Genomic DNA, 23,254 nt, shown 5'->3' with positions numbered 1-23,254 from the left:
TCCGGTGACCACGAACAACCTCATCCGCCTCGGCCGCCCCCGTCGCCCCATGGCCGGATCGTGGAGCCTGGCGCACGGAACTCGACCGGGTGTCACTCGACGAGGACACCCCCAAGCTACTCGGGCTGCACCTGGAACGCGGGCGCCTCGGCTTCCTCGCCCTGAGCGTCCTGCTCACCGCCACCGCTGTGGCAGCCGCCGGCACGATCGGCTTTGTGGGACTCATGGCACCGCACGCCGCCCGTGCCCTCGTGGGCCGGCAGCACGCCCGAGTGGTTCCGGTCGCCATGCTCCTCGGCGCCACCCTCGTCTGCGCCGCCGACTTGGTGGGCCGAACCGTGATCGCACCGTCCCAGCTCGGCGCCGGCCTGATGACCGCCGTGATCGGCAGGGTGGCGCGGCCGAAGCCGTGGAAAGTCGATGACGAGCTGTGGGCGGTGATCGAGCCGCTGCTATCCGAAGGTGGAGCGGCGGACCCGGTACCCCGGGCGCAAGCGGCACCCGGACCGGCTGGTGTTCCAGGGCGTGCTGATGCGCCAGAGCTGGACGAGGATGAGGACGAGTCGGTCGGCTCGGAGTGAGTTGGGGCCGTCACGGCCTGCTTCCCTACCGGCCGTCGCCCGGCGTCACAGGAGGGCGCCGCCGGAGACCTCGATGCGCTGGGCGGTGACCCAGCGCAGTCCCTCGGAGGCCAGCGTGGCGATGGCGTCACCGATCTCCTCAGGTTCGCCGACGCGGCCGAGCGCGGTCTGTCCTGCCAGAACCTGGCGCATTCCGGCGTCGTCCCGCATCGCTCCGCCGTTGAAGTCGGTGGCGGTCGGCCCCGGGGCGATGGAGTTGACCCGGATGCCGCGAGGTCCGAGTTCTGCGGCGAGGGTGCGGCTCAGAGCTTCGACGGCGGCCTTCGATGCGGAGTAGACCGAGGTGGCGGGGCTGGTGTGGCGGGTCAGTGACGTCGAGACGTTGATGACCCGACCGCCCTGGGACAGCAGCGGCACGAGCGACTGGATGAGGAAGAACGTGCCCCGGACGTTGGTGCCCATCACCGTTTCGAAGTCGTCGATCGTGACAGTCTCCAGCGGCCCGAAGACTCCCACTCCCGCGTTGTTGACCAGGATGTCGAGCCGCGAAGTACCCCAGCGCTCGAGCTGCGCGCCCAGTTCGGAGGTGAAGGACGCGAAGGAGGAGACGTCGCTGATGTCGAGCCGGAGAACAGCGGCAGTCCCACCCACGGCCTGCACCTGTTCCACCGTCTTCTCAGCCCCGGCCGCATCACCGCGGTGGGTGACCACGACCCGCACCCCGCGTGTTGCCAGGGCGATGGCCGCGCTGCGCCCGAGGCCGCGATTCGCACCGGTCACCAAAGCGATCTTGTCGACTGTCATGAATTCCTCCACCGTGCGGCAACCAGGATGCGCCGAGGTGCCGCAGATCAGATGCGAGTCACTCGACTCGCCTTGCTTGTGCACCGTAAGCGGCCCCCCGAGGCGAGTCAAGTGACTCGCCTCGGGGCTGCGGCATACTCTCCGCATGGCAGCAGAACTCACCGCGCATCACCGCAGGCTCGCCCAGCAGAAGCGCGAGGCGATCACCTCCGCGGCCACAGAACTGTTCTTGGACCGCGGCTACGACGGCACTTCCCTCGCACGGATCGCCGAAGCGGCCGGGGTCTCGAAGTCCACCCTGTTCAAGCAGTTCCCCACCAAGGCGGCCCTCTTCGAGGCCATCGTCACCGAGTCCTGGCAGCGCGACGCCGGCGATACCGCCGCGCGGCCCCAGGCGGGAGATCTGCGCTCCGGGCTGACAGCCATCGGCCACCGCTACGCCGACCTGATCGGCCAGCCCCGCATGGCAGGTCTGTTCCGGATCGTCATCGCCGAACTGCCTCGTTTCCCCGAGCTGGGACGGATGCAGTTCCAGCTCGGCAAACTGCCCTACTTCGCCTCCGTCCAGCACTACTTGGAATCCGAGCACGAGGCGGGCAACGCTGATGTGCCCGACGCCGAGAGTGCCGCGAACCAGTTCCTCGGCATGATCGCTAACTACGTCCTGTGGCCCCGCATGCTGCTGACCGGCTGGAACCCCGCAGCCTCCGACATCCACAACGCCGTCGAAGAGGCCGTCCAGACCATGCTCGCCAGATACACCCCCGACCCGTCGGCCTGACCCGAAGCCGGAATTTCCACACTGACGCGCAATGCCAAGGACCGCGACACCTTCACCCGTGATACCTGCCGGCAACAATCGTTTGACGAAGGTTGGGTCCGATCCTCCGTACGGAAGGGGCCCCGAGTGGCGAACCTGGTCTACAAGCGGGTCTCGACCGAACCTCCCGGACGAACTGCGGGAACTGGTGACCCGCTGCCTGGCCAAGGCACCGGGGGACCGGCCGGAGCTCGACGACATCCTGCACATGTGCCGGACGGCCTCCGGCGACACCCAGCTGCGGCGCCCCGGCGACTGGCTACCGGCCGCCGTGGTGGCCGACATCACCCCGTGGGCTGTAGCCCCCGTACCCGTGAAGGACCCACTCCCGACGCAGACCGCCGCTCCGGGCGCTGCCGTTCCGCCAGCCGGAACGGCACCGGTAACCGTGCAGGAGACGCCCCGGCCTTCCGTGTTGCCGCCCCCACAGCCCGCTGACGCCCTGGCTGCAGCCCCGACCATGGCCGCCCGCCCGGTCGGCGCCTACCAGCCCGCGCCTCACCCCGGCGGCCCGTACCCTCCGGTGGCACTGTGGGCACTGCGGTTCGGCGAGCGTGGCGCCGGTCCTCGCTCCGCTGATGGCTGCGTAGGTGGGAACGGCCCGGCGCTGCCTGTCAGGGACGCGGGGCCTTCTCGCCGTGCACGGCTGTGTATTCGGCTGCGAGCCACGGGCCGAGGTCGGTGATGAGCATCCCGAGCACCACCGGATCAGGCGACGGTGCGTGACCAACGGCCGCGGCGACACGCATTTGCTCGACGCGCTCGGGGTAGTAGCGGCCGAAGAGCTCGGCGGACTGTTCGAGGTCGCTGGTCCAGCCGCCCCATTGGGGCATGATCAGAGTGAATCCTGTGCGGACGATGCGACGGCCGGCGAGACGGCTGAGGGTGCGGCGATCGGCGTCCGTGGTGGCTTCGGCTGCTTTGGCACGCCAGCGTGGAAGTGGCACTGTCAGATGTCGGCCGACGCGGGTTGCCTCCGCCAGCTGGGGGCGGCCCCTTTCCGAGCGAGGCGCCTGGTCATGAGGGTGATGGCCGCCCAGGTGATCAGGGTCTCGGAGTGCTGGATGAGCCGTTCGTAGTCCCTCGCGTGGCGGCGAGCGTGCACCATCCACGCAAGACTGCGTTCGACGACCCAGCGACGGGGCAGCACGACGAAGCCGGAAGCGTCCTTGGGACGGCTGACTGGCTTGATGGTGAGGTTGAGGTGCTGTTTCGTCCAGTCGACGAACTTGCCGGCGTAAGCGGAGTCGGCCCACACGATCGTGATCTCGGGATGCATCAAGTGGAGGCCGAAGAGGATTTCCTTCGCCGCGGCGGCGTCGGGCAGGTCGGCGGGGGCGACCGTGACCATGAGTGGGAGTCTGCGGATATCGACGACCAGGTGGCGCTTGCGCCGAAGACGCTGGCCGGCATCCCCTCACCGACGACGAACGCGCCGCCCTCGACCAGCTCCTGGAGCGGCTCGTCGACATCCCCACTCCTGCCGGGCTGACCCCACGAGAGATCGGGCTCCCGTCCACCGCGACGCTCCTGCCGGTCATCGACGTTCGCCAAGGGCCGTCAGAGCCAGAGACGATCCGCTAAGACTCCAGACCCTGGTTACCGACACCCGGCTCCCAGAGCACACGGTCTGATCGTCTACGCATAATGCGAGGCATGGACCTACGCTCGGAGCTGCTGCCACCGCCCGTGACCCAACAACAGCTCGACGAGATGTGCGATGAGATCGAGCGCATCTCCGACTTGATCGCTCGCGGCGGCCCCGCTGAAGAGGCCGTCGCCGCCTTCAACAAGAAGACCGGGCACGAGTACACGATGCTCGACTTCGCCGAGTACTACGGATGGCGCGACCTGGAGGACTTCGCCCGGGAAGCCGCACGGCCGCCATGGCCGAAGGTGCCCGACATCACGCGCGGCGAGCTCGTCGAGATCGTCTGCAGGATCTTGGGCACCGGCTCCGAGGCCGACTACTACCTGCGGGTTTTTGAAGTCAACGTGCCCCATCCGCGGGCAGCTGACCTGATCTTCCATCCTCCAGCCGGACTGCAGGACGCCTCCGCCGAGACGATCACCGATGCGGCACTGAGCTACCGCGCGATCCCATTGTGACCAGCTGAGCCAAGAGTCCCCCAGAGGGTTGACACCAGGACTCGGATTCCACAGAAAGGGCGGGAAGCCAGCGGGCAGGGCACGCCACTCGCAGCCCGTATCGACGACGTAGCGGATGGCGTCGACGATCTCGCGGGGAGGGGGTCCGGTCGGCCGCCCTTGCTGGTCTCGCAGGCTGGGGTGGGCAGCAGCGGTTCGATCAGCGCCCATTCGACGTTCGTGGTGTCCGAGGGGTAGCGGCGTCGGTGCATGACGAGGAGCCTTCGGGCGCGGCGGGACCGCTCTTCGGGCTCAGGCCGACTGGCACGTATGAGGGAGCTGTTCCGCCGTGCGTTGCCCGAGCCCGAAAACCTCTACCGCAAAACCCTCAATGACCAACACGACCAGAGACCGACGCGAGCCTGGGACGTCACCGGGTCCGCGCCCTCCAGCGCCTGGCCAGCGAACGGGCGGGACGCACCGCATGAGCAGCCGCTGATCCCACCGGCTCCCGCGGCATCAGCGTAGGCCGGCGTCCTGGAACAACTGGGGTGGGACCCAGGCGTGATGCCGCAGGATCATGCGTGTTGCGACACGGGAGGGTGTCATCCGCATCGCCATGTTCCGCAAGGCCACGGTCAGTGGGTGAGAGAGTTGCTGGCCCATCCGCCCAGCCTGCCGGGCGGCCCGTGCGACTGCCTGGCTGCGCGGGCGGCGCTCGGCGTCGTACCGGGCAAGCGCCGCTTCGACGGTGGGCGCGGTGGCGAGTGCGGCGGCAAGGGTGACCGCGTCCTCGAGTGCCTGGCAGGCACCCTGCCCCAGGTTCGGGGTCATCGCGTGCGCTGCGTCGCCCAGCAGCGCTATCCGGCCGACGGCGTACGAGGGGAGCGGCATGCCGAGTTCGTTGACGTCGTGGTGCAGCACGGCATGGGTCTGGGTCGCATCGAGCAGGGCGGGGATCGGGTCGTGCCAGTTGTGGAATCGTCGGCGTAGTTCGGCCAGAGGGTCGGCGAACCGCGTTCCAGCGGGGAGGTTGAGGACCGCGTGCCACTCGGCGCGCCCGTCAGGGAATGCGATGTGCCCGAACTCGGTGCCGCGCCCCCAGGTCAGCTCGAAGTCGGTGTGTAGGTGGACCGCTTGCCCGGTGATGGCACGCAGTACGGTCGAGCCGCTGTGGACCGGGCCGGGATGGGCTGGGAAGAGCAGGCTGCGGACCTTGCTGCCGATGCCGTCGGCCGCCACCGCCAGATCGGCTTCCAGCACCGTGCCGCCGCAGCCGACGCGAACCTTGCCAGGGCTGATCTGCTCAACCGAACTGGCCTCGGAGCCGATCAGCAGTGTCTCAGCGGGCAGGGCCTCGCGCAGCAGCCGGTGCAAGGTGGAGCGGGGGATGCCCATGATCGGCGTGCCCACCGCCTTCTCCAGCTCCGCGCCGTCCATCCGGGTCAGCCAACCGCCCTTCGGCGTGCGGGTCCCGCCGCTGTACTGGCCTCGCGACGCCTCCCGCACCGCCTCGCCGACGCCGAGTCCGTCCAGGGCCCGAAGGCCGTTGGCGGCCAGCGAGATGCCCGCCCCCGCGTCATCCAACATCGGCGCGCGCTCGACCAGCGTCACCTGCCAGCCGATGCGGCGCAGACCGATCGCGGCGGCCAGCCCGCCGATGCCCCCTCCGACGACCACTGCTGTGTTGCCCATGGCGAACCCTCAGTCCTTCTACATCTGTAGAAAGGTGACCCTACCTGAGGTACTACAGGTGTAGAAAAGGAACCATGACTACAGATCGGCGCGCTCTCCTCGCGGACGCGGCCCTCGACGTACTCGCCGACGAAGGCATCCGCGGTCTGACCCACCGCGCGGTCGACCGCAAAGCGGCCCTGCCATCCGGCACCACCTCGGCATACTTCCGCACCCGCACCGCGCTGCTCACCGCACTCGTCATGCGCCTTGTCCAACTCGACCAAGCGGAACTGCAGTCGACGGCCGAACAGCTCCCACCCCTCCGCACCGCCGAGGAACTCGTGGACGGCATGTCGCTGCTCACCCGACAGCGTCTCACTGGCGAGGGCCGCCGCCGCTCACTCGCCCGCTACGCCTGCGTCGTTGAGAGCGCGCGCGACCCGGAGCTGCGCGAAATCCTCGTACCTCGCGAGAACGCCGGCCGGGAGGCCGTCCGGCGGTTCCTCGCCGAGCACGGCGTGACTGATGTCGAGAACCGCACGCACACGCTGCTGACCTGCCTCGACGGACTGGTCTTCGACCGGCTTGTGAGCGGCGGCGAAGTGCCGCGCGAGGCCCTCGAAGGTCTGGTCGCCGCCGCCCTGCGTTGAGCCCCGCCGAAGCAACCCGGCGCTGACGGGGTAGCTGGTGGGCGGTGCAGTGACCCGCCGCCCCGACCCCGCTGCCGGTGACGGCCACCGTCCCTGTCGGCGTTGTCACCGCCCGGAGACAGCTCCAGGTCCTCGAGGGGCTCCTGCGCGCCGGTCAGGGGTGCGCCAGCCGCGGCGGGGCCCGGTACAGACCCACCGGCCGACGCCCCAGGGTCCGGTATTGGACCCTCCTCGTGTGCGGAGGGTCCAATATTGGACCCTTCCCTCAGCCGCCTGGGTTGGGCTGGTCCAGCTGATAGTTGCGCCTCTCCACCTGACGGGTTTGGTAGCCCCGGGCCCCTGGCCGCGGCGGGGGCCCGTCGGGTTCAGGCGATGAGGTCGATGGTGCGGAGGTAGACGCGTTGGATGGGCGGCGCGGGTGATGGTGGTGTGCTGGAGGGTGAGGGTACGCTCGACGTCTTCGGGGCGGTCGTGGACCGGTCGGGTGGCGCCGTAGGGGTCTTCGATGATTTCGAAGAGGGCGAGGTTGAGCTCGTCCCTGGCGTTGTCGGGGAGGCTGTCCCAGACTGCGGTGACGGCCGCGTTGTAGTGACGGAGCTGGTACACCCCGTAAAGATTGTCAGATCAGGCGGCGCCGCGTGACCGGATTCGGGCAGCTTCCTCGAGGATCCGCTCGGTGACGTCGATGGACCCTTCGGCGGGGCCTTCACCTCGCTGCTCCCGGGCGATGATCTCCTGGTTTTCGGTGAACGCCGCCTGCCGGTTCTTCGCGATGAGCTCCCACCTGGCGAAGACGTGGAGCAGGTGGTGGGCCGGTGCTGTGTTGATCTCACCCATGAAGCGTTGCGCCAGGTCGGGGTCGCGGAGGGCATCGCGGATGCGCTCGATGGTCCACGGCTGGTCGCTCACGGCGCCGACCTCCTCATGCTGCTGCTGTCCGAATGCCAACCTCAGCGTAGCGCTGCGCGTTGCTTCGCCGCCGCTTGCGTCGGAATCCATCTCGGAATCCATGTTGATGCTATCCGGGAATTCCCGCGGCTTGGTTCCTGCTTCTGGTCGCGTAACTCCACACGCTGTAGGTGCCGTCGCTGGTCGGCTCAGGTTCAGTCGGTTCGCTGCCGCTGGTGAGCACGGCCAGCTGGTAGGCGGTGCGCTCAGCGAGCTGCGGGTCGCGGGCTTCAACGATGCTGCGGACGTAGCCGGGCTGGTCGAGTGGCTGCATGCGCGTGGGGACCCTGCCGCGGGCCTGACTGGTCCGCAGCAGGGTGCGGGCTCACTCGGCTTCCGCTTCGCCCCGCGCTTCGCGACCTGGACGACCAGCGGTTCTGGCGGGCCGATCTGCCGGCGGTGAGGAGCCGGCCCCGGGTACGGGCCACTTCAGGCCGTGGCCTGTAACAAGGCGAACCTCAAGAAGGTCGTCACGCACTGGCCGGACATGCGCCAGGTTGCCGGTTCGCTCATCACCAACCGGGTCCGCGCCTACGACCTGCTGCGGATGTTCGGCCGCGAGGGCCACCCCCACCCCGCTGGGGCGGCGTTCGCCGAGTACGGCCGCATCGACAAGACCATGCACGGCACTGCACGCGACCGGCCTGGCCCTCACTACGAGCTGGCCGACGAACGCCTCGGCCATGCGCTGGACGACCTGCGCACCGCCGTGGTCGCCGTCGAGACCGACCGGACCTGTGCCGATGTGCGCGTCGGGTCAGCGAGCGCACTACCGAACCGGGCCAGCACCTCGATGTCAGAGGCAACAGTCAGCGACACCCCTCCGGGCTCCGGAGCAGACACAGGAGGGCTCCTGTGCACGTAACACCGGGGAAGGGGGTGTTACAGGAGTTCGCAGTTGGCCCGGCACTTCTCGCTGGACCCGCAGGAACAGCCGTGATGACAGCTCTCATGATGCGCGGCCGTGCCCTGGGGATGACGTCCATGCACATCACGCTGATCCACGGCGTGGTCGTGGGGGCGGTCGCCAAGCCGATGACGGGCCGGGTCCGTCCGCGGATGCGCGGCTCAGCCGATGGCTTCAGCCTGGAGGGGCCGGCTTCATGAGAGTCGGCTACGGCAAGGGCACGCCCATGGGCAGTGCGGAGCGCCGGCGGCAGTGCACGGTCGCCCCGGGCGGTGTCCACGCTGCGTGTCACACATCCGGCAGGGGAGCGACGCGAAGACATACGGCAGGAGTGATGCACTCGTGTCCACGCCGATCGCAGAGTACGGAATGCTCGCCGACGGCAACTCCGCGGCACTGGTCGACCGGCGCGGATCTGTCGACTGGCTGTGTATGCCCCGCTACGACAGCCCTGCGCTGTTCGCCCGCCTCCTCGATCCGGGCGGCGGTCACTTCGCTCTCACGCCGGTGGGTGCCTTCGACGTCCGCCGTCGCTATCTGCCGGGATCGCTGGTGATCGAGACGGAGTTCACCACCGCGACCGGGGTGGCCCGGCTGCGGGACGCACTGGCGGTAGGGGAGGGGGAGAGCGGGCACACCGTGGGTCTGCGGCCACCCCATGAACTTCTCCGCGAGGTGGAAGGGATCGCCGGCGAGGTCGACTTCGACATCGAGCTGGTGCCACGCCCCGAGTACGGCCTGGTCCGGCCACTGCTACGGGAGACCGGGCGGGGAGTGCGCACGTTCGGCGGGCCGAACCAGATCGCTGTCGGCACAGCCGTACCGCTGCGGGCAGGCCGCGCCTGTGCCCGGGCGCGGGCACGGGTGTCTGCCGGTCAGCACGTCGCACTCGCGATGGTGTGGACGCCTGCTGGCGAAGCTCCGCCGGAGCCCACACCGCCCGAGCGGGTGTCCGGAAGAATCAGGGAAACCGTCGAGGCATGGCGGTCCTGGGAGGCCGATCACGACATCTACCAGGGGCCACACCACGAACAAGTGCGATTCTCCTCCCGGGTGCTCAAGGGCCTGACCTACCGGCCCACCGGTGCCATCGTGGCCGCGCCCACCACCTCGCTCCCCGAAACGGTGGGCGGCGAGCGCAACTGGGACTACCGCTACGCCTGGATCCGGGACGCCAGCCTCACCCTGGAGGCGCTCTATCTGGGAGCCTGCCCCGACGAGGCCACCGATTTCGTGTCCTTCATGACCAGTGCGGCCGGCGGAGCAGCCGACGACACCTCCTCGCTCCAGATCATGTACGGAGTGGGCGGCGCCCACGACCTGTCCGAGCGCGAGCTGCCCCATCTGCGCGGCTGGCGCGACTCCCGGCCGGTACGCGCCGGCAACGCGGCGTGGTCGCAGACCCAGTTGGACGTTTACGGAGAGCTGCTGAACGCACTCCATCTGTACCGGGAGCGGCTGGGCGAGCTGCACCCGGAGATCCAGCGCTTTGCGGCCGACCTCGCGAACGCCGCCGCACGCCGCTGGCGGGAGGCGGACGCAGGCATGTGGGAGATGCGCGGGCAGCCGCGGCACCACCTTTCCTCGAAGGTGCTGTGCTGGGTCGCCCTGGACCGTGCGGTAAAGCTTGCTCCGCGCCTCGGTCGGTACGCCCGCATCAGTGCCTGGGCCGCCGAGCGGGACCGCGTACGGGGGGCCGTGCTGTGGGAAGGCTGGAGCCGTCGGCGAGGCGCCTACACCCAGGCGTTCGGTTCCGATCAGCTGGACGCCGCCGCCTTGCTCATGCCGCTGTACGGCTTCCTGCCCGCGACCGAGCCCCGGATGCTCGCCACCATCGACGCCATCGCGGGCGAGCTCACCGACACGGGGCTGGTGCTGCGCTACGAGGCGCAGGACCAGCACAACGCCGACGGGCTCAGCGGCCGTGAGGGCGCCTTCGTCCTCTGCTCGTACTGGCTCGTCTCCGCCCTGGCGCACGCCGGGCGTACCGGACAGGCGGCACGGCTGTTCGACCGCGTAACCGGATATGCCAATGATCTCGGGCTGCTGGCCGAGGAGGTCGATCCGCGTATCGGCGAACTGCTGGGTAACTTTCCGCAGGCGTTCAGCCATGTGGGCCTGGTCGGTGCCGCAGCCGCACTCGACCGTGCCGCAGCCGCACCGTCCTCGTCCCCGCCGTCCGCTCCGGAGGCGTGAGCGCCGGACTCCGGTCTCCGGGTGCCGGGAACCGGTTCGGTCGGGTTCACGACGTTCTCGGCAGGTGCGCAGCGGTGGAGGAATCGTCTCGTAGGACCGGCCGAAGTCGCCCTCCGTCAAGGTGGTCAGCGGCTCCGAGCCGGTCCAGTCGATCGCGACACGCACGTCGTACTCGTCCTTGCCCGTCGCGTCAGCGGTCGCTCGGATGAGGGCCATGAGGTCTGCGATGCGGCACTCGTTCGCCGCTGACTGGATTCCGGCGCCCTCGAAGTACCCGCCGCTAGCCATGCGTTTGGCCGCCGCCGACTGCGGCCGCGAGGGTGACTGATTCGTCGTGCGTGCCGCACCGCGTTCCGGCTTCCCCGGCCACGGTGGCCGGGGACGGAGCTGCCAGGAGGCGCCCTCGCGCGATGACGCGGCGCCGGGTCGGTGTCGATCCGCGTGGGCATCTCGATCGGCAGGAGGCCCGGAATCGGAGACCTGTGCCAGCAGGGCGCGGTGTCCCAGAGGCGATCCGGAGCAACGCCGCTCGCGCCGCACAGGCCCAGGACACTCCGGCCCGTGCGGGCCCGCCACCGCATCGCGTTGAAGGCATGGCGACCGTCCCGAGGCGTACGGCTCGTCCTCGACAAGGCGGCAACGTCACTGCCGGCCGGGGCCATTGCTCGTCCGTCAAGTCTCCACGCGCCATACCGAGAGCGTCCCGTGACCTTGTTCAACGTTCCAAACACGCCCCCCCGGGGGGCTGTCGACGCGGTCCGGGCGTTGTCGACACGGCCTGGAGCGCGGATCGGGACCCGGGCCACTCTTTTCAGGCACCGGCACCGCCGTCGACCGGCAGTATCGCGCCGGTGACGTACGAGGCGCGGTCGCTGAGCAGCCACGCGGCCGCCTCGGCGATCTGCCGGGGCTCCGCCATCTGACCGAGCGGGATCGCCGTGGTCATCTGCTCGACGATGCCGGGAGTCGCTGCCTCCCAGGTGTCGATCATCTCGGTTGAGGTGCCGCCGGGGGTGATGGCGTTGACCCGGATACGGTCACCGGCCCAGTTCACCGCGGCGGTCTCGGTGAGGCTGTTGAGCGCGCGTTTCATGGCGCCGTAGGCGGGCAGGGCGGGGTTCGCGCGGCGGCTGCCGATGCTGGAGGTGTTGACGATCACCCCGCCGTCGTTCCGTCGCATGAGCGCGGCCTCGGCTGTCATGGCAGTCCAGTGCGAACGGAAGTTCACGGCGAACTGCTCGTCGATGTCCTCGTCGCTGGTGGTCTCGACCGGGCCGAACTGCCGCTGGGGGACCGCGCCGTTGTTGAAGGCGCCATCCAGCCGTCCGTGAAGCGATTCGACGCGGTCGACTGCGGCGCGGATGCTCGCGGGGTCGGCGAGGTCCAGGGTGACGGCGTCAGCGACGTGGCCGTCGGCGCGGATCTCCTTCACGATGCGCTCGAGGGCGTCGGTGCTGCGGGCGGCGAGCACGACGGTGGCGCCCTCGGAGGCGAAGAGCCGGGCGGCGGCCGCCCCGATGCCGCGGCTGGCGCCGGTGATGAAGATGACCTTGCCGGTGAGCAGGCCGATGGATGCGCTGTCGGTGGTGTTCGTGTTGTTCGTCATGACAGCCAGCGTCCGGCCGGCTGCCGGCCGGATACAGGCACAGGCTGTACCAGGATCCGCCGCCGCACCCCGCGCACACTGGACGTATGGACAAACAGGAGCTCGGGGCATTCCTCCGCAGCCGCCGCGAGCGGCTCCGCCCACAGGACGTCGGCCTCCCCTCCGGCCCGCGACGGCGCACACCAGGTCTGCGCCGCGAGGAAGTAGCGGTCCTCGCGCACATCTCCACCGAGTACTACATCCGCCTCGAGCAGGGCAGGGCGCCACGCCCCTCGGGCGACGTCCTGGCCGCGATCGCGGGAGCGCTGCGGCTCACCGACGCAGAGTCCGACCACCTCCACGTCCTCGCGGGCACCGCGCCGAACCGCACCGGACTGCACCGGCGTGACGTCCGCCCCAGCATCCTCACGCTCCTGGAACGACTGCCGCAGACGGCCGGCTTCGTGATGTCCGCCGCGTTCGAGGTCCTCGCATGGAACGAACTCGCGGCCGCGCTCATGGAGGACTTCGCCCCTCTCGCAGCCAAGGACCGCAACCTCGCGCGCCGGGCCTTCCCCGGGCCGCAGACGACCGACGCGACGCTCTACGGGCTCTCCGATACCGCCGATTTCCGGCTGGGCGTCGTGATGCAGCTCCGCGCCACCCTCGCCCGCTACCCCACCGATCCCGCGGTGATCGGACTCGTCGGCGAACTCCGCGATGTCAGCCCCGACTTCGCCCGCCTATGGGAACGGCACGACGTACAGACCGCGCCGATGCTCACGAAGACTTTCCGCCACCCAGCCGTCGGGGAGGTCACCGTCGACTGCGACACCCTCACTCTTCCCGACCGGGACCAGTACCTCGTGCTCTACACCGCGACGCCGGGATCTCCCAGTGCCGAGGCCCTCGCCCTGCTGAACGTCCTGGGAGCACAGGCCAGTCACTACACGCCGTAGCGCCACAGCCAGCCACCGCGAACACCATCGCCGACTGCGCGACACGCGGGAGTGTCCGAGCGGGCCTGGGTGAAGAAGCTGAGTGGCGAGGACCGGTGCGGCCTGACCGCGCTGTTCTCGTCCAACGTCAACCCGTACGGCGCACCTTCCGCCTGGACATCGAGTACGGGGACACGGCGATGAGCTTCGCCGAACTCACCGACCCCGGTGGAACGAGGCCGTGTCGCGGCCGCTCAACCTGATGCGGGCTTACGTCGCCCGCTACGGCACCGCGGGCGACCGCACCCGGAACCCATGGCCTTCCCCAGCGTCGCCCTCCAGCTCGCCGCGGCCGTGCAGCACTTCCTGACGCTGCTGGGGGGCGGAGGTGCGGCCGACGCGGCAGCCAGCTCCCTCATTGCCTAGACGAGAACACCCATCGCCCCAGCACAGGAGGATCGCCGTCCGTTCTGTCGCATGCGGCATGCTGGGTTGTTCCGATGGACAGGCCGTGCGTCCACACCGCGTAAGTGGAAAGGCACGACTTTCGGTCAGCCTGTAGGGGCGTTCTGTGAAAGGGCCCACGCACAGGCAGGAGCGGTGGTAGGACTGCTGCATGGCTACCTACCGAACCAAGGACGGTCACACCGTGGGCCTCGGCAGCACCGTGTGGGCCATTAACGGGCAAGGTCCCTTCACCCTCGCCGAGCCCAATCACTCCACTCCGCCCGGGTGGGTCTGCGCGGTGAGCGGCGACGGCGAGGACATTCGCCTGCACGGTCCCGAGGACATCTCGCTGTACTACAACTTGGTCCGGCGGGTGGAGGTCTGAGGATCTGAGGACACGCACGCCCCCCACGGAGACCGAGCCGAGCCGAGCAGACCATCGACCTGGGGACCCCGATGAGCGAACCGATCTCTGCGCAGCATTCCGACACCGCCCCGGATGCCGCCGAAGTATCGTTCGTCTGTGCGGTGACAGTCTCCGAGCCGGCCAGCGTCGGTCCGCTGTTCCGCCGCCTCAGCACGATCCCGGACGCGACCGTCAACCGGCGTCGCTCCGGCCCGGAGGATGGCAAGCTGGGCGTCGCCGAGACGCTGCACCTGCTCGTGCCGTCCGCAGCAGTGCTCACCGTCGTGATCCGCACCCTGCCAGCGTTCATCAGATCCAGACGATCGTCCGTGAGCGTAACGATCACCCGGGGCGACCGATCCGTGACCTTCGACGGCAAGAACCTTCCAAACCCCGAGCACGCCATCGAGATCACCGACCGCCTGCTCGGCGATGACTAACCTGGCGAACCGGGACTACTCCCGGTCACGTGCGGTCCTCATGGGCACCTGGGACTACCGGGACTTCGACGACGTCCCCGCGGTCGGACGCAGTTACCACCGGATGCGGGAACTGCTGCAGGACCCGGTGTGCGGCTCGTGGCCTCGCGATTCCATCAAGCTGCTCAACAACCGCCCCACCCTCGGCACGACCCATGTCGAACTCATCGAGACGTTCCTTCAAGCCACCGACGTCGCGCTCTTCTACTACGTCGGACACGGGATCTACGACCACCGCGAGCGGCTGTGTCTCGCCGTGGGCGACACCCGAACCGATCCCAACTTCACGGCCGCCACAGGCTTGTCGTTCGAGGCGGTGCGGGACGCGTTCCGGGCCAGCAGAGCCGCGGTCAAAATCGCGGTGCTCGACTGCTGCTACGCGGGGCTCGCCACGGAGGAATACGGTCGCCTCTCCGCCACCCGCCTGCCCCCGGTGTCCGGCGCCTACGTACTGATGAGCAGCAGCGCCTTCGAGGCATCCTGGCACGAGACGGAAGAAGTCATCGGCGCCCAGACGTACTTCACCAAGGCCCTCGTTCGGACGGTGCAGGAGGGCATCCCTGGCGGACCGGCCGGTCTCACCTTCGACCATATCTTCGGCGTGGTCGCCGACCAACTGGTTGAGGACGGCAGACCCGAGCCCGGCCGCCGCATCGAGGATCACGCCGCCGGCTGGGTGTTCGCCCGCAACAACGCCCCCGACGCCCCGCCCGAACCCGGCGCCGACCCTGACACCGTCTTCCACGAGGCGTACCGCCGTGAGACCAAGGAGGGAGTCGAGCGGCTGCCGGTGATCGCCGCGCTGTACCGGGCGGCGGCCGAAGCCGGACACGCCCCCTCGATGAACCGGCTCGGGCAGATCGCCGAAGGCCGGGTCCAGGCGAGAATGCAGGGTGTCGAGCCAGGACCTGTCCACAAGGCGAAACTCTTGGAGGCCACGCAGTGGTACTCGAAGGCATCGGAAGCCGGCGACCCGGTCGGTCCGCTGCACCTCGGACAGCTCTACGAGGAGCAGTACAACGACGCGGCCCAGGCCGTGTACTGGTACGACCTCGCCGCGCGCCGGGGCAACGGCGCGGCCCAGGAGCGGCTGATCGGACTCCGGCAACGCATCCGCCTCGGGATCGACACGTCCCGCGAGCCCGCGGACGCGAGGAGTGAGGAGGAGCCGGAACCCGCGCGCCCGGCGCCCGCGGCGCCCACTCTCTCCGGTCTCGCCGCCGAGGCGTTACGACAACGATGGCTGGCCAACTGGGACGGCAGCGAACCGCTGGCAACCGCCCAGTGCCTCGACGTCCTCCTCGACGCCTGCGGCGGACCTCACGGTGAGTGGGCCACCCTCGACGACACGGAACAAGAGCGCGTCCTCGTCGACTTCCTCGCTCTGCTGCCACCCAGAGCGAACCTCGCGCGCACGGCGCGCGACTACTACGAGGCCGTCGGTCCGGGGAGGCTCCGCGACCATGCTGCCGGACTCCTTCGCGCGGCGCAGTGACCCGAACCGTGACCCAGGACAAGGTAGGGAGACATGACGATTCCCGAAGTCAGTACGGAACTCCGGCAGTCCCTCGAACGCCACCGGTTCTCGCTTCGGCCGCAGCCGGACGCGCGCCCCGGCGAGGAGATCGTCGGCGTCGTCCTCGAAGACGGCGGGGAGACGTTCCACGCCGGACGGGTGGACCACCACCTGGGACTGTGGTCGGCCTTCGCCGTCGTACGGAACACCGGACTCTTCCGACTGGACGAGGTGGGCAGACACGAGTCGTTCGAGGACGCCGTGCTCGACGTCCTCATGAGTTTCACCCACGTCGAGTAGAAGGCGGCCGGCATGCCTGTCGAACCACGGTTCCGCGACCAGGTCAGATGCCTCGTCCTCAAGGACCGAAGGGCGAAGGCGCTCAACGACGCCCTCTCACCGGACGACAGAATCGCCTTCAACGACTTCCTCGTCTCCGTAGCCGCCGTGCTCCTCGTGCCACGGCTGGGCGACCGGTGCGGGATCGAGGACATCGTGGCGTTCAGCGACGAGGTCGCAGCCCGACACCGCAGGGAGCGGCGACCGGTCAACGTTTTCGTCGTGGAGGAGATCCTCCGCGAGATCTACGGACTCCCACTGCTCTTCCGCACGTTCCCAGTGCCTCCCGCGGCGGTGTCCGGGGCCGGCGCGGCGATCCTGCGGTACCTGACCAACACAGACGCCGGCGTCGCGGCCGGTATCGACCGCATCCTCGACACGGCCGCAGACCTCCACGAACGCCGCACCCGGCCCTGACGTCGACCGCCCTCCGACGGGCGCGCTACCGGATCGAGCTACGGCTGGGTGCCGGGAATTGGCCGTGTGTATCTGGGATGTCGCCGAGGTGAGTCCAAAAGGAGCCTTGGGATGATCTTGGTGCGGTAGCAGGCGTCCCCTCAGGGCTGGGTGTCAGTCGTGAGGGTGCTGACGCGGTTCTCGTACTCGCGGCGGGCCTTGCGCTGTGCCGGAACCGCGTTCGGCGAGGTGGGCGGCGAGGTCGCCCGTGCCGCAGCCGATCTCCAGCGCCCCGGCTCCGTCAGGGGCGGGTGTGTGCCGGGCGAGCAGGTCGCGTTCCACGTTGCGCAGCGGCCGGAAGCCCTTGCCCTCGTTGTAGTGCCGCGACCAGTCGGATCGGTCGTATGCCACGGTGCGCTCCTCGTTGGTGGTGCGGACGGGGGTCTTCACTGGTGCTGGTCGGTGCGCAGGCGCGCCAGGGTGCGGCGCCCGCGCTCAATCAGTTCGGGGTCGCCGTGAGCGGCGCCGTACTGGATGCCGGAGAGGGCATCGAGGGCCGCCTCGACGGCCAGGCGTTCTTCTTCGGCCGGGGTGAGCTTGCGGCCGTAGCCGACCAGGAAGGCGTCGTGCAGGTCCGGCCGCCCGTTCCAGGCGTCGGAGAGACGTACCAGGTCCCGGATGGCGGGCCCGGGCTCGCTGCGCTCGAAGTCGATCACCGCGAGACTGCCGTCTTCGGCGCACAGGAGGTTGCGGAGCTGGAAGTCCCCGTGGGTCGGCACGTGCTCCAGGGCAGGCACTTGGTCCGCGCGCTTCGCGAGGCAGCGGAGAAAGTCCTCGTCACCCGGGCCGAGATGGGAACGTGCTCCGGACAGGTGCCGCTCGACCTCCCCCAGCCGCACGTCCCCACCGGCGGGTGCGGGTTGCGCGGGCGCGCTGTGATGGATGGCCACGGCGAGAGCGCCGATCCGGCGGAAGAGACCCATCTGTTCCTCGGGCGGGTGCACGCTGCCGTGCAGCGGGCGGCCCGGCACCGCGGTGACCACCACGGCCCGCAACCGGGAGTCGGCGGCCACCAGCCGGGGCGCGGCCGCGCCGAGACCGAGCACCCAGGTCCGGTAGGCGCCCACCTCCCGCTCGTGGAACCGCTCGTTTTGGTGGACCTTCACGTACCACGTTCCGCCCGTCGTGCCGCGCACCCGCCATACCCGGCTGCCGCCCCGGACCCAGGAGGCATCCACCCACCGGGCAATGCGTCCGACCGCCTGCTCCGCGAACCGCCGCACCCGCGGCTCCGGATCGCCCCATTCGGGCGAGGGGCCGGCGGCGGGGATGAGGCGGAGGCGGTCCTGCTCGGGTACATAGGCGATCGCGTCGCAGGGCTGCTGAAAGTGCACCGCGAGCCGGGCGCCACTGCGGTAGGCGTCCAGTCCGGCGCGGCAGTACGCCACCATCGGGCCTGGCAGCGGGTCGTCCAGGCGGAACCAGTCCATGGCATCGCACACCTGCGGCTCCTGGATACGCGGCACCCCTTCCCAGCGCCGGACTTCGAAGAAGATGCCGACCCGGGCATGGCCGCTGGGGCTGCGGTGGTGCACGGTCACGACCGCCCGGACGTCTCCCGGGTCGATGACCACGCCGGTCTCCTCCCGCGCCTCCCGCACCAGAGCCTGGGCAACGTCCTCGTGCGGACCGTCCAGGTGGCCAGAGGGGAGGTGCCACAACCCGGCCGCGTAAACCGCGCCGGTGCGCCGGGAGAGGAGGACCTCCGCCCCGCCGCCGGCCTCCCGGCGCAGGATCAAGTGGACGTCGACCGGTTCGGTATGGCGCTGTACGCCGCTCGTGCTCACTGTGTCCGCCTTCTTAAGCCCAGCCCACCTGGGAGTACGGGCGTCTGGCAAGTATCCCGTCGATCGCTGTGCGGGTGTAGGGGACAACTACGGCCGGGAGGTTCTGCGGCTGCCACCACCGCCACTCCACGCACCGGTCGGGCTCATTCACCTCCGGAGTGCCGGACCAGGAGCGTGCCCGGAAGACGAGCTGGATCCGCGGCAGCGCGCGCGGTGAGTCGATGAGGTGGACCAGGTGCATGAACCCGACGTCGCCGGGGTCGATGAGCAGCCCGGCCTCCTCCTTCGCTTCCCTCACCAGACAGGCGACCACGGCCTCCCGCTCGCAGTGGCCGGCCCAAAAGTGCCACGTGGCCGGTGCGTACGCGGAGTCGGGGTGGCGCAGGCCGAGGAGGATCCGGCCGTGCTCGTCCTGGAGGTACAGGTGGACACCGACAATGTAGAGCTCGGTTCCTTCCGGCGCCCCCCGCTCACCTCTTTGCCGGGGAAGCCAGCTCCGACGTGGCGGTGGTGGACCGTGGTGGCGACGGCAGCGACGCCGGGGCCAGCTGGCGGTGTGGATCAGCCTTGACGAGGAATGGGAGAGCGTTTTCCCCGAGGACCGTGCCGCATGCGCACGCACGTGCGGCACCTGGTGGCGGAACGCGCGCCCGGCACTGTCTGAGAGCCGCTTCCGACCGCGGGTCAAAGGACGGCGGCGGGCGCCTGCGGGCAGGTTGAGCGGCTGGGACGGTCACGAAGTGCCGGCCAGCGGCTGAGCGACGACGACGAGTCAAGTCGTCACGGTCACTTCGGCGGGGCTGGTCTGGGCGTACGCCTTATCCAGGATCTCCATCCGCTGTTCGTGGGTGAAGTCGCCGTCGGGGCAGGCAAATACCGGGATCGACAGCCATGCCTTCCTCTCCGCCATGGTGGTGTACTGGGGCCGTGACCTCCGTGTCCACCAATGTCAGCAGCCCAACGTCGGCCAGATGGTGGGTGATGGCCGGGAGCGGCAACTTCAGGTTGTCGCCGTTCGTCGGTAGCGGGGTATAGCCGTAGTCACGTGCGGCGATCTGCTGGATCAAGGAGCGGAGCGAGGGGCCGGTGTGGCCCGTCTGTCCGTCGGGGTGGGTGACGCTGGCGAGTCCTCCCCCGACGTTGAACACGAACCGTCCGCCGGGCCGCAGGACGCGGTGGACCGAGGCGAACACCGCGGGAACGTCGGTTTTCCAGATGGCCGAGTTGCACACCACGGCGTCGACGGCGTGGGCGGGGGCGTGCATAGCCAGGTCCTCGGCGGGTGCGGCGGCCCAGGACAGGCGGGGATCGTTGATGGTGCGACGTCCGATGCGTTGCATGGCGGCAGCGCTGTCGAGGGAGATGACCCTGGCGTCGGGCGGGGCCAGGCTGAGGATTGCCTCGGCAGTCACGCCGGTACCGCCGCACAGGTCCACGATCAGGCGGCTGTCGGTGAGGTGGGCGCGGTGGGCGAGGTCCCGGCTGGAGGAGCTATACATGGGGAAGGCGCGGGTGAACGCGGCATAGGACTCGGCGGTGGCGTCCTCGTCTCAGCCGGTAAGGGCGTCTCGTGTCAACGTCAGTACCCCGCTTCGTGGTTGGGATGCCGGGTGTCGCGAGGCGGGCTTGACGGGCGGGTCGGGGCGCACCGATCAGGTCCCGCTTGTCGGCTGCGAACCCCCTCGTACGCCACGCGCTTTCTATGGAGCTGATCGTGTCGCTTCTCGTCGTTCACACCCGAACAATCGGTCACAGAGACCTATGCTCTCGGGCCGGTGTGGAGGTGGCCCGTGGCGATCAGTGATTCCGACATCTCGGGTGCCCTCGCCACCTACCTTGAGCGTTACCCGGAAGAGGTCGAGCAGTTGTCCGAGCCGCTGCGGCTCCTGGGCCAAGGCCGGAACTTTGCCTCCCGACGCAGTTTCACCGTGCACGTGACCGTTGGCGCGCTCCTCGTCCGCGATGACACCGAGATCTTGCTCATCGAGCACCTTGCGTACGGGATCACTCTCCAGCCGGGAGGTCACCTTGAGCCGACCGACGCCACGCTGATCGACGCGATTGTGCGCGAGTTGACGGAGGAGACCGGCATCGACCCCAGCCAGGTCTTCCCCGTCTCGCCGACTCTCGCCTACATCGAGTACGGCAAGGCGCCGGCCAGGCCCGAGAAGGACGAGCCGGAGCACTACCACCTGGACATCGGGTACTCCTTCACCACGGCCGGTGCCGAGATCGGGCGCATCCAGGAGTCCGAGGTGACCGGCGTCGGCTGGTACCCGCTGGATCTGGCCGAACGCCTCGTAGGGCCCCGCATCGCGCGAGCGATCAGCACGCCGACTCAGGCTGGCTGACCCGGGCCCACGGTCGAAGCGGCCAGAGGGCCCGGGGCGCGTCAGCCGCGGTGCGGATTCGCTCATTCGAAGGACGGCTTGCTGTCCCGGCTTCGCTTGAGTCCGAAGAACCCGTCCGTCCCGGCGACCATGACCGGGCCGTCCCAGAGCCGTCCGGCAGCTTCACCGCGGGGGCTTGCCTGAGGACGGGTCCGAACAGAGCCGTGCCGCCGACGCGGAGAACGGGCGTCCCGACGTCAAGGCCGACCTCGCTGAACGCCTCGTCGTGTGAGTCCTTGATGAGCTGATCAAACTCCGTGCTCGTGGCGGCCGACGCCAGGGAGGCGGGCAGGCCCGTGTTCACTGGCCTCCTCAATGGGGTCGTCCCCATTGAGGAGGCTGCTGACGTTGATCGGAGCGCCGTCGTCCATGCGTAACCCACTCTTAGTCACCGTGAGGAACGAGCGTACTGCCGTGCTCTGACTGCAGGGGCGGCATGCGGACAGCGGTGGGAAGTGTATTGGCACTGCCCGTCCACAACCAGCGGAGAGAGCAGACCGGTTGCGCGCAGGGAAGCTACCTCCTGGAGACGGCGAGGAAGGCGGCGATCGCACCCGCGATCGTGACGAGGAGAGTCACGCCGGCGACCGCGACTGTGAGCGGGGTCGCAAGCGAGGGGTGCGCGAGCGTCACGTAGAGCAGACCGGTTCCGATGATGAGGATGACGAGGACGAAGAGCAGGATCAGGAGAGGGAGCAGGGCCGCGGCAGCAGGGCCTGCGGGAGTCGGGTAGGACTGCTGGGGCCGGGAGGAAGGCGTCTGGGTGGAGCTGCTGTTGGTCATGGCACGAGCATCGTTGCGATCGCCGGGAGATCCTGCCCGACAAAATCGGGGGTGTTCTCCGGACGACCGCGACGGTGCCGAACGCGGGCTTGCGAGATAGTGGCCGTATGGCATTCGGGATGGGGTTCGGTGAGATCGAGATGGACCTCACCGAGACCGGCGTCACCCTGCGGAATCTCTACGGGTGGCCGGGCTGGGCGATAGAGGTCGACATCGACTGGTCGACCTGGAGCTCGCGCACTGTCCGGGACGTCCCGCCCCCTCGAACCCGGAGCAACGCCCGGCGACCGACCGACGATCCCGAACTGGTCCGGCGCATAAGAAAGGCAGCTGAGGCAGCCAGGGAACTCCCCCGTAGCTCGATTTGGGTGGTCTCCCTGGCCCTTCCCACGCCGCACAAGAAGAAGACGGACGGCGTGCAGTTGCGGGCCGCCACCATCGGCACGATGTACAACTACGCGCTCAAGCTCGGCCTCTCCCCGAAGCGCGCCATCTCGGAGGTCTATGACCTCCCTCTGGTGGAAGCCGAGGGTGAGCGCGCGCAGCCCTCCCGCAAGTACGAGCGCTGGATCGCGCAGGCCCGTATGACCATCAACCCAGAAACCGGCAGGCCGTACCTCCAGCCCTACAACAGCGAGCTCCACGCCCCCAGACTGTGGCCGATCGGCCGCGGACACCCACTGGAGCCGCGCCGCGCAAGGCCAGCGTTTCCCGAGCCAGTCCGAGAGGGGCAGTACGCTGGCACGTCCTGACCTTGAGGGTGTCGAGAACGGCGCCGCCGGACTGGGCAGCCCAAGAGGCCCGGGACCGGGGATCCCGGATGATCGGTCCCGATCTGGTCATCGAGGGGTCTTGGTCCAACGGCGAGGAATTGCCGCCACTTCCCGTGATGCGGGGGGTCAGCCCGGGGGAGACCCCCCGCCGGGTGCAGAGCCTGGTCAAGGAGCTGGAGGGACGCTATCCCGGGGCGAAGGTCAAGGCCACCGTCAGCGCTCAGGCGATGGGACAGCCACGTACACGTAGTCGGATCCGGACAGGTCCCGGTTCTGGAAAGCGGCGTGGTCGTCGCTCCACTGCTTGGTCAGCCGGGTCACCGTGGTCGGCGAGAGCCCGGCGGCCGTGCCGGGAACTGTTCCATCGCTGGCACGAAGTTGCCGGAGGACAGAAGTACAGGTAGAGCAGGGGCAGTACCTCGCTGATCTTCGGGGACTTCCGGCACCAGGGGGCGAGGATCCTGGACGAGAACCGCTTGCGCTCGCTCGTCTCGCCATCGACCCGCTTGTCGTTCACCCGCGGTGACTTCACCGCAATCGGCCCGGCGGCGGTGGCCACCGTCCGCTCGCGGTGATGACCGTTGCGGACCACCAGACGGCGCCCGACTTCGTCCCGCTCATCCGACAACTCAGCTAGGTACTGGTTGACTTCGGCTTCCAGGGCCGCGGCACGGCCCTCGGTCA

Annotated in this window: 25 protein-coding genes and 7 pseudogenes; 17 read left to right on the top strand and 15 right to left on the bottom strand. The window is 69.2% G+C overall.

Translation table 11 applies throughout. The features are described 5' to 3' along the window. Positions 1–71 precede the first annotated feature (71 nt). Positions 72–389, top strand: a pseudogene (locus JW592_RS13030) (iron chelate uptake ABC transporter family permease subunit); the annotation flags it as partial. Positions 390–626: 237 nt separating this feature from the next. On the opposite strand, the gene JW592_RS13025 reads toward JW592_RS13030, so the two are convergent. Beyond that, positions 627–1,385, bottom strand: coding sequence for an SDR family NAD(P)-dependent oxidoreductase (locus JW592_RS13025; protein ID WP_209265197.1), 759 nt, complete (start codon positions 1,383–1,385; stop codon positions 627–629). A gap of 145 nt (positions 1,386–1,530) precedes the next feature. Here JW592_RS13025 and JW592_RS13020 point away from each other — a divergent pair, with 145 nt between their 5' ends. After that, a complete protein-coding gene (locus JW592_RS13020) occupies positions 1,531–2,166 on the top strand; it encodes a TetR/AcrR family transcriptional regulator (protein ID WP_209265196.1) in 636 nt (211 codons plus the stop codon). Positions 2,167–2,819: 653 nt separating this feature from the next. Here JW592_RS13020 and JW592_RS13015 read toward each other — a convergent pair. Together JW592_RS13015 and JW592_RS13010 are read right to left on the bottom strand one after the other, a co-directional pair. Continuing rightward, positions 2,820–3,038 carry a hypothetical protein gene (locus JW592_RS13015; RefSeq protein ID WP_372446501.1) on the bottom strand — a complete coding sequence of 73 codons (219 nt, stop codon included), beginning with the start codon at positions 3,036–3,038 and terminating at the stop codon, positions 2,820–2,822. 122 nt (positions 3,039–3,160) lie between these two features. Then, positions 3,161–3,619: pseudogene (locus JW592_RS13010) on the bottom strand (transposase); the annotation flags it as partial. Between the two features lie 242 nt (positions 3,620–3,861). On the opposite strand from JW592_RS13010, the gene JW592_RS13005 reads away from it, so the two are divergent. Further along, a complete protein-coding gene (locus JW592_RS13005; protein WP_229375888.1) occupies positions 3,862–4,314 on the top strand; it encodes a bacteriocin immunity protein in 453 nt (150 codons plus the stop codon). A gap of 54 nt (positions 4,315–4,368) precedes the next feature. Here JW592_RS13005 and JW592_RS13000 read toward each other — a convergent pair. Beyond that, positions 4,369–4,565: pseudogene (locus tag JW592_RS13000) on the bottom strand (transposase); the annotation flags it as partial. A 247-nt stretch (positions 4,566–4,812) separates the two neighbouring features. Then, the gene (locus tag JW592_RS12995; protein ID WP_209265194.1) at positions 4,813–5,988 is read right to left on the bottom strand and encodes an FAD-dependent monooxygenase; all 1,176 of its coding nucleotides are present in this window, start codon (positions 5,986–5,988) and stop codon (positions 4,813–4,815) included. A 74-nt stretch (positions 5,989–6,062) separates the two neighbouring features. Between JW592_RS12995 and JW592_RS12990 the strand changes: the two genes are divergently transcribed. Next, positions 6,063–6,620, top strand: coding sequence for a TetR/AcrR family transcriptional regulator (locus tag JW592_RS12990; protein WP_209265193.1), 558 nt, complete (start codon positions 6,063–6,065; stop codon positions 6,618–6,620). Positions 6,621–7,025: 405 nt separating this feature from the next. Then, positions 7,026–7,262: a hypothetical protein gene (locus tag JW592_RS12985; protein ID WP_209265192.1), complete on the top strand. Its 237-nt coding sequence runs from the start codon at positions 7,026–7,028 to the stop codon at positions 7,260–7,262. Here the strand turns inward: JW592_RS12985 and JW592_RS12980 are convergent. Next, a complete protein-coding gene (locus JW592_RS12980) occupies positions 7,245–7,631 on the bottom strand; it encodes a hypothetical protein (protein WP_229375887.1) in 387 nt (128 codons plus the stop codon). The two genes, JW592_RS12985 and JW592_RS12980, sit on opposite strands and share 18 nt — an antisense overlap. Before the next feature lie 7 nt (positions 7,632–7,638). Continuing rightward, positions 7,639–7,842: an immunoglobulin domain-containing protein gene (locus JW592_RS12975; RefSeq protein ID WP_209265191.1), complete on the bottom strand. Its 204-nt coding sequence runs from the start codon at positions 7,840–7,842 to the stop codon at positions 7,639–7,641. 54 nt (positions 7,843–7,896) lie between these two features. Between JW592_RS12975 and JW592_RS32730 the strand changes: the two are divergent. The 4 genes and pseudogenes from JW592_RS32730 to JW592_RS12960 all read left to right on the top strand — a co-directional run. Then, a pseudogene (locus JW592_RS32730) lies at positions 7,897–8,193 on the top strand (Tn3 family transposase); the annotation flags it as partial. A gap of 27 nt (positions 8,194–8,220) precedes the next feature. Next, positions 8,221–8,313: pseudogene (locus JW592_RS32725) on the top strand (transcriptional regulator); the annotation flags it as partial. 194 nt (positions 8,314–8,507) lie between these two features. Further along, a complete protein-coding gene (locus tag JW592_RS12965) occupies positions 8,508–8,675 on the top strand; it encodes a hypothetical protein (RefSeq protein WP_209265189.1) in 168 nt (55 codons plus the stop codon). A 142-nt stretch (positions 8,676–8,817) separates the two neighbouring features. Beyond that, positions 8,818–10,671 (top strand): glycoside hydrolase family 15 protein, encoded by a 1,854-nt coding sequence (locus tag JW592_RS12960; RefSeq protein ID WP_307805395.1) that lies wholly within the window; start codon positions 8,818–8,820, stop codon positions 10,669–10,671. 811 nt (positions 10,672–11,482) lie between these two features. Here the strand turns inward: JW592_RS12960 and JW592_RS12955 are convergent. Further along, the gene (locus JW592_RS12955; protein WP_209265188.1) at positions 11,483–12,277 is read right to left on the bottom strand and encodes an SDR family NAD(P)-dependent oxidoreductase; all 795 of its coding nucleotides are present in this window, start codon (positions 12,275–12,277) and stop codon (positions 11,483–11,485) included. Between the two features lie 86 nt (positions 12,278–12,363). Here JW592_RS12955 and JW592_RS12950 point away from each other — a divergent pair, with 86 nt between their 5' ends. The 6 genes from JW592_RS12950 to JW592_RS12925 all read left to right on the top strand — a co-directional run bounded on the left by JW592_RS12950 (position 12,364) and on the right by JW592_RS12925 (position 16,798). Further along, positions 12,364–13,215 (top strand): helix-turn-helix transcriptional regulator, encoded by an 852-nt coding sequence (locus tag JW592_RS12950; RefSeq protein ID WP_209265187.1) that lies wholly within the window; start codon positions 12,364–12,366, stop codon positions 13,213–13,215. Positions 13,216–13,810: 595 nt separating this feature from the next. Next, positions 13,811–14,026: a hypothetical protein gene (locus JW592_RS12945; RefSeq protein WP_209265186.1), complete on the top strand. Its 216-nt coding sequence runs from the start codon at positions 13,811–13,813 to the stop codon at positions 14,024–14,026. 71 nt (positions 14,027–14,097) lie between these two features. Beyond that, positions 14,098–14,487, top strand: a complete 390-nt coding sequence (locus tag JW592_RS12940) for an effector-associated constant component EACC1 (RefSeq protein WP_229375886.1) — start codon at positions 14,098–14,100, stop codon at positions 14,485–14,487. Further along, a complete protein-coding gene (locus JW592_RS12935) occupies positions 14,480–16,021 on the top strand; it encodes a caspase, EACC1-associated type (protein WP_209265185.1) in 1,542 nt (513 codons plus the stop codon). The genes JW592_RS12940 and JW592_RS12935 overlap by 8 nt, the downstream gene beginning before the upstream one ends. Positions 16,022–16,054: 33 nt before the next feature. Further along, positions 16,055–16,342: a hypothetical protein gene (locus JW592_RS12930; protein ID WP_209265184.1), complete on the top strand. Its 288-nt coding sequence runs from the start codon at positions 16,055–16,057 to the stop codon at positions 16,340–16,342. A gap of 12 nt (positions 16,343–16,354) precedes the next feature. Further along, positions 16,355–16,798, top strand: a complete 444-nt coding sequence (locus JW592_RS12925) for a hypothetical protein (protein WP_209265183.1) — start codon at positions 16,355–16,357, stop codon at positions 16,796–16,798. Positions 16,799–16,951: 153 nt separating this feature from the next. On the opposite strand, the gene JW592_RS12920 is transcribed toward JW592_RS12925, so the two are convergent. From JW592_RS12920 to JW592_RS12905, 4 genes are all read right to left on the bottom strand, one after another. Then, a complete protein-coding gene (locus JW592_RS12920) occupies positions 16,952–17,188 on the bottom strand; it encodes a class I SAM-dependent methyltransferase (RefSeq protein WP_209265182.1) in 237 nt (78 codons plus the stop codon). 35 nt (positions 17,189–17,223) lie between these two features. Next, entirely contained in the window at positions 17,224–18,624 is a 1,401-nt protein-coding gene (locus JW592_RS12915) for a phosphotransferase (protein WP_209265181.1), read from the bottom strand. Between the two features lie 13 nt (positions 18,625–18,637). After that, positions 18,638–19,246 carry an NUDIX domain-containing protein gene (locus JW592_RS12910; protein ID WP_307805394.1) on the bottom strand — a complete coding sequence of 203 codons (609 nt, stop codon included), beginning with the start codon at positions 19,244–19,246 and terminating at the stop codon, positions 18,638–18,640. A 196-nt stretch (positions 19,247–19,442) separates the two neighbouring features. Continuing rightward, complete coding sequence (locus tag JW592_RS12905; protein WP_229375884.1) at positions 19,443–20,123, bottom strand: class I SAM-dependent methyltransferase; 681 nt, start codon at positions 20,121–20,123, stop codon at positions 19,443–19,445. Positions 20,124–20,414: 291 nt separating this feature from the next. On the opposite strand from JW592_RS12905, the gene JW592_RS12900 reads away from it, so the two are divergent. After that, positions 20,415–20,975 carry an NUDIX hydrolase gene (locus JW592_RS12900; RefSeq protein ID WP_209265180.1) on the top strand — a complete coding sequence of 187 codons (561 nt, stop codon included), beginning with the start codon at positions 20,415–20,417 and terminating at the stop codon, positions 20,973–20,975. Between the two features lie 62 nt (positions 20,976–21,037). On the opposite strand, the pseudogene JW592_RS33580 reads toward JW592_RS12900, so the two are convergent. Continuing rightward, positions 21,038–21,345, bottom strand: a pseudogene (locus tag JW592_RS33580) (mycothiol-dependent nitroreductase Rv2466c family protein). Between the two features lie 185 nt (positions 21,346–21,530). Continuing rightward, positions 21,531–21,797: a hypothetical protein gene (locus JW592_RS12895; protein WP_209265179.1), complete on the bottom strand. Its 267-nt coding sequence runs from the start codon at positions 21,795–21,797 to the stop codon at positions 21,531–21,533. Positions 21,798–21,904: 107 nt separating this feature from the next. Between JW592_RS12895 and JW592_RS12890 the strand changes: the two genes are divergently transcribed. Continuing rightward, on the top strand, positions 21,905–22,549 hold the full coding sequence (locus tag JW592_RS12890; RefSeq protein WP_209265178.1) for a hypothetical protein: 645 nt from the start codon (positions 21,905–21,907) through the stop codon (positions 22,547–22,549). A 252-nt stretch (positions 22,550–22,801) separates the two neighbouring features. Here JW592_RS12890 and JW592_RS32720 read toward each other — a convergent pair. Then, positions 22,802–23,240: pseudogene (locus JW592_RS32720) on the bottom strand (transposase); the annotation flags it as partial. Between the last annotated feature and the right edge of the window lie 14 nt (positions 23,241–23,254).

It is taken from the genome of Streptomyces spirodelae (assembly GCF_017676385.1).
Lineage (GTDB): Bacteria > Actinomycetota > Actinomycetes > Streptomycetales > Streptomycetaceae > Streptomyces > Streptomyces spirodelae.
The sequence above is the reverse complement of the archived record's forward strand: the minus strand, read 5'-3'. Positions and strand labels throughout refer to the sequence as shown.

What these genes read in the sequence shown, in the direction of transcription:
- JW592_RS13025 (WP_209265197.1), bottom strand. Translation starts at nt 1,385, where the DNA reads ATGACAGTCGACAAGATCGCTTTGGTGACCGGTGCGAATCGCGGCCTC.
- JW592_RS13020 (WP_209265196.1), top strand. Translation starts at nt 1,531, where the DNA reads ATGGCAGCAGAACTCACCGCGCATCACCGCAGGCTCGCCCAGCAGAAG.
- JW592_RS13015 (WP_372446501.1), bottom strand. Translation starts at nt 3,038, where the DNA reads ATGCCCCAATGGGGCGGCTGGACCAGCGACCTCGAACAGTCCGCCGAG.
- JW592_RS13005 (WP_229375888.1), top strand. Translation starts at nt 3,862, where the DNA reads ATGGACCTACGCTCGGAGCTGCTGCCACCGCCCGTGACCCAACAACAG.
- JW592_RS12995 (WP_209265194.1), bottom strand. Translation starts at nt 5,988, where the DNA reads ATGGGCAACACAGCAGTGGTCGTCGGAGGGGGCATCGGCGGGCTGGCC.
- JW592_RS12990 (WP_209265193.1), top strand. Translation starts at nt 6,063, where the DNA reads ATGACTACAGATCGGCGCGCTCTCCTCGCGGACGCGGCCCTCGACGTA.
- JW592_RS12985 (WP_209265192.1), top strand. Translation starts at nt 7,026, where the DNA reads ATGGGCGGCGCGGGTGATGGTGGTGTGCTGGAGGGTGAGGGTACGCTC.
- JW592_RS12980 (WP_229375887.1), bottom strand. Translation starts at nt 7,631, where the DNA reads ATGGATTCCGAGATGGATTCCGACGCAAGCGGCGGCGAAGCAACGCGC.
- JW592_RS12975 (WP_209265191.1), bottom strand. Translation starts at nt 7,842, where the DNA reads ATGCAGCCACTCGACCAGCCCGGCTACGTCCGCAGCATCGTTGAAGCC.
- JW592_RS12965 (WP_209265189.1), top strand. Translation starts at nt 8,508, where the DNA reads ATGACAGCTCTCATGATGCGCGGCCGTGCCCTGGGGATGACGTCCATG.
- JW592_RS12955 (WP_209265188.1), bottom strand. Translation starts at nt 12,277, where the DNA reads ATGACGAACAACACGAACACCACCGACAGCGCATCCATCGGCCTGCTC.
- JW592_RS12950 (WP_209265187.1), top strand. Translation starts at nt 12,364, where the DNA reads ATGGACAAACAGGAGCTCGGGGCATTCCTCCGCAGCCGCCGCGAGCGG.
- JW592_RS12945 (WP_209265186.1), top strand. Translation starts at nt 13,811, where the DNA reads ATGGCTACCTACCGAACCAAGGACGGTCACACCGTGGGCCTCGGCAGC.
- JW592_RS12940 (WP_229375886.1), top strand. Translation starts at nt 14,098, where the DNA reads ATGAGCGAACCGATCTCTGCGCAGCATTCCGACACCGCCCCGGATGCC.
- JW592_RS12935 (WP_209265185.1), top strand. Translation starts at nt 14,480, where the DNA reads ATGACTAACCTGGCGAACCGGGACTACTCCCGGTCACGTGCGGTCCTC.
- JW592_RS12930 (WP_209265184.1), top strand. Translation starts at nt 16,055, where the DNA reads ATGACGATTCCCGAAGTCAGTACGGAACTCCGGCAGTCCCTCGAACGC.
- JW592_RS12925 (WP_209265183.1), top strand. Translation starts at nt 16,355, where the DNA reads ATGCCTGTCGAACCACGGTTCCGCGACCAGGTCAGATGCCTCGTCCTC.
- JW592_RS12905 (WP_229375884.1), bottom strand. Translation starts at nt 20,123, where the DNA reads ATGTATAGCTCCTCCAGCCGGGACCTCGCCCACCGCGCCCACCTCACC.
- JW592_RS12895 (WP_209265179.1), bottom strand. Translation starts at nt 21,797, where the DNA reads ATGACCAACAGCAGCTCCACCCAGACGCCTTCCTCCCGGCCCCAGCAG.
- JW592_RS12890 (WP_209265178.1), top strand. Translation starts at nt 21,905, where the DNA reads ATGGCATTCGGGATGGGGTTCGGTGAGATCGAGATGGACCTCACCGAG.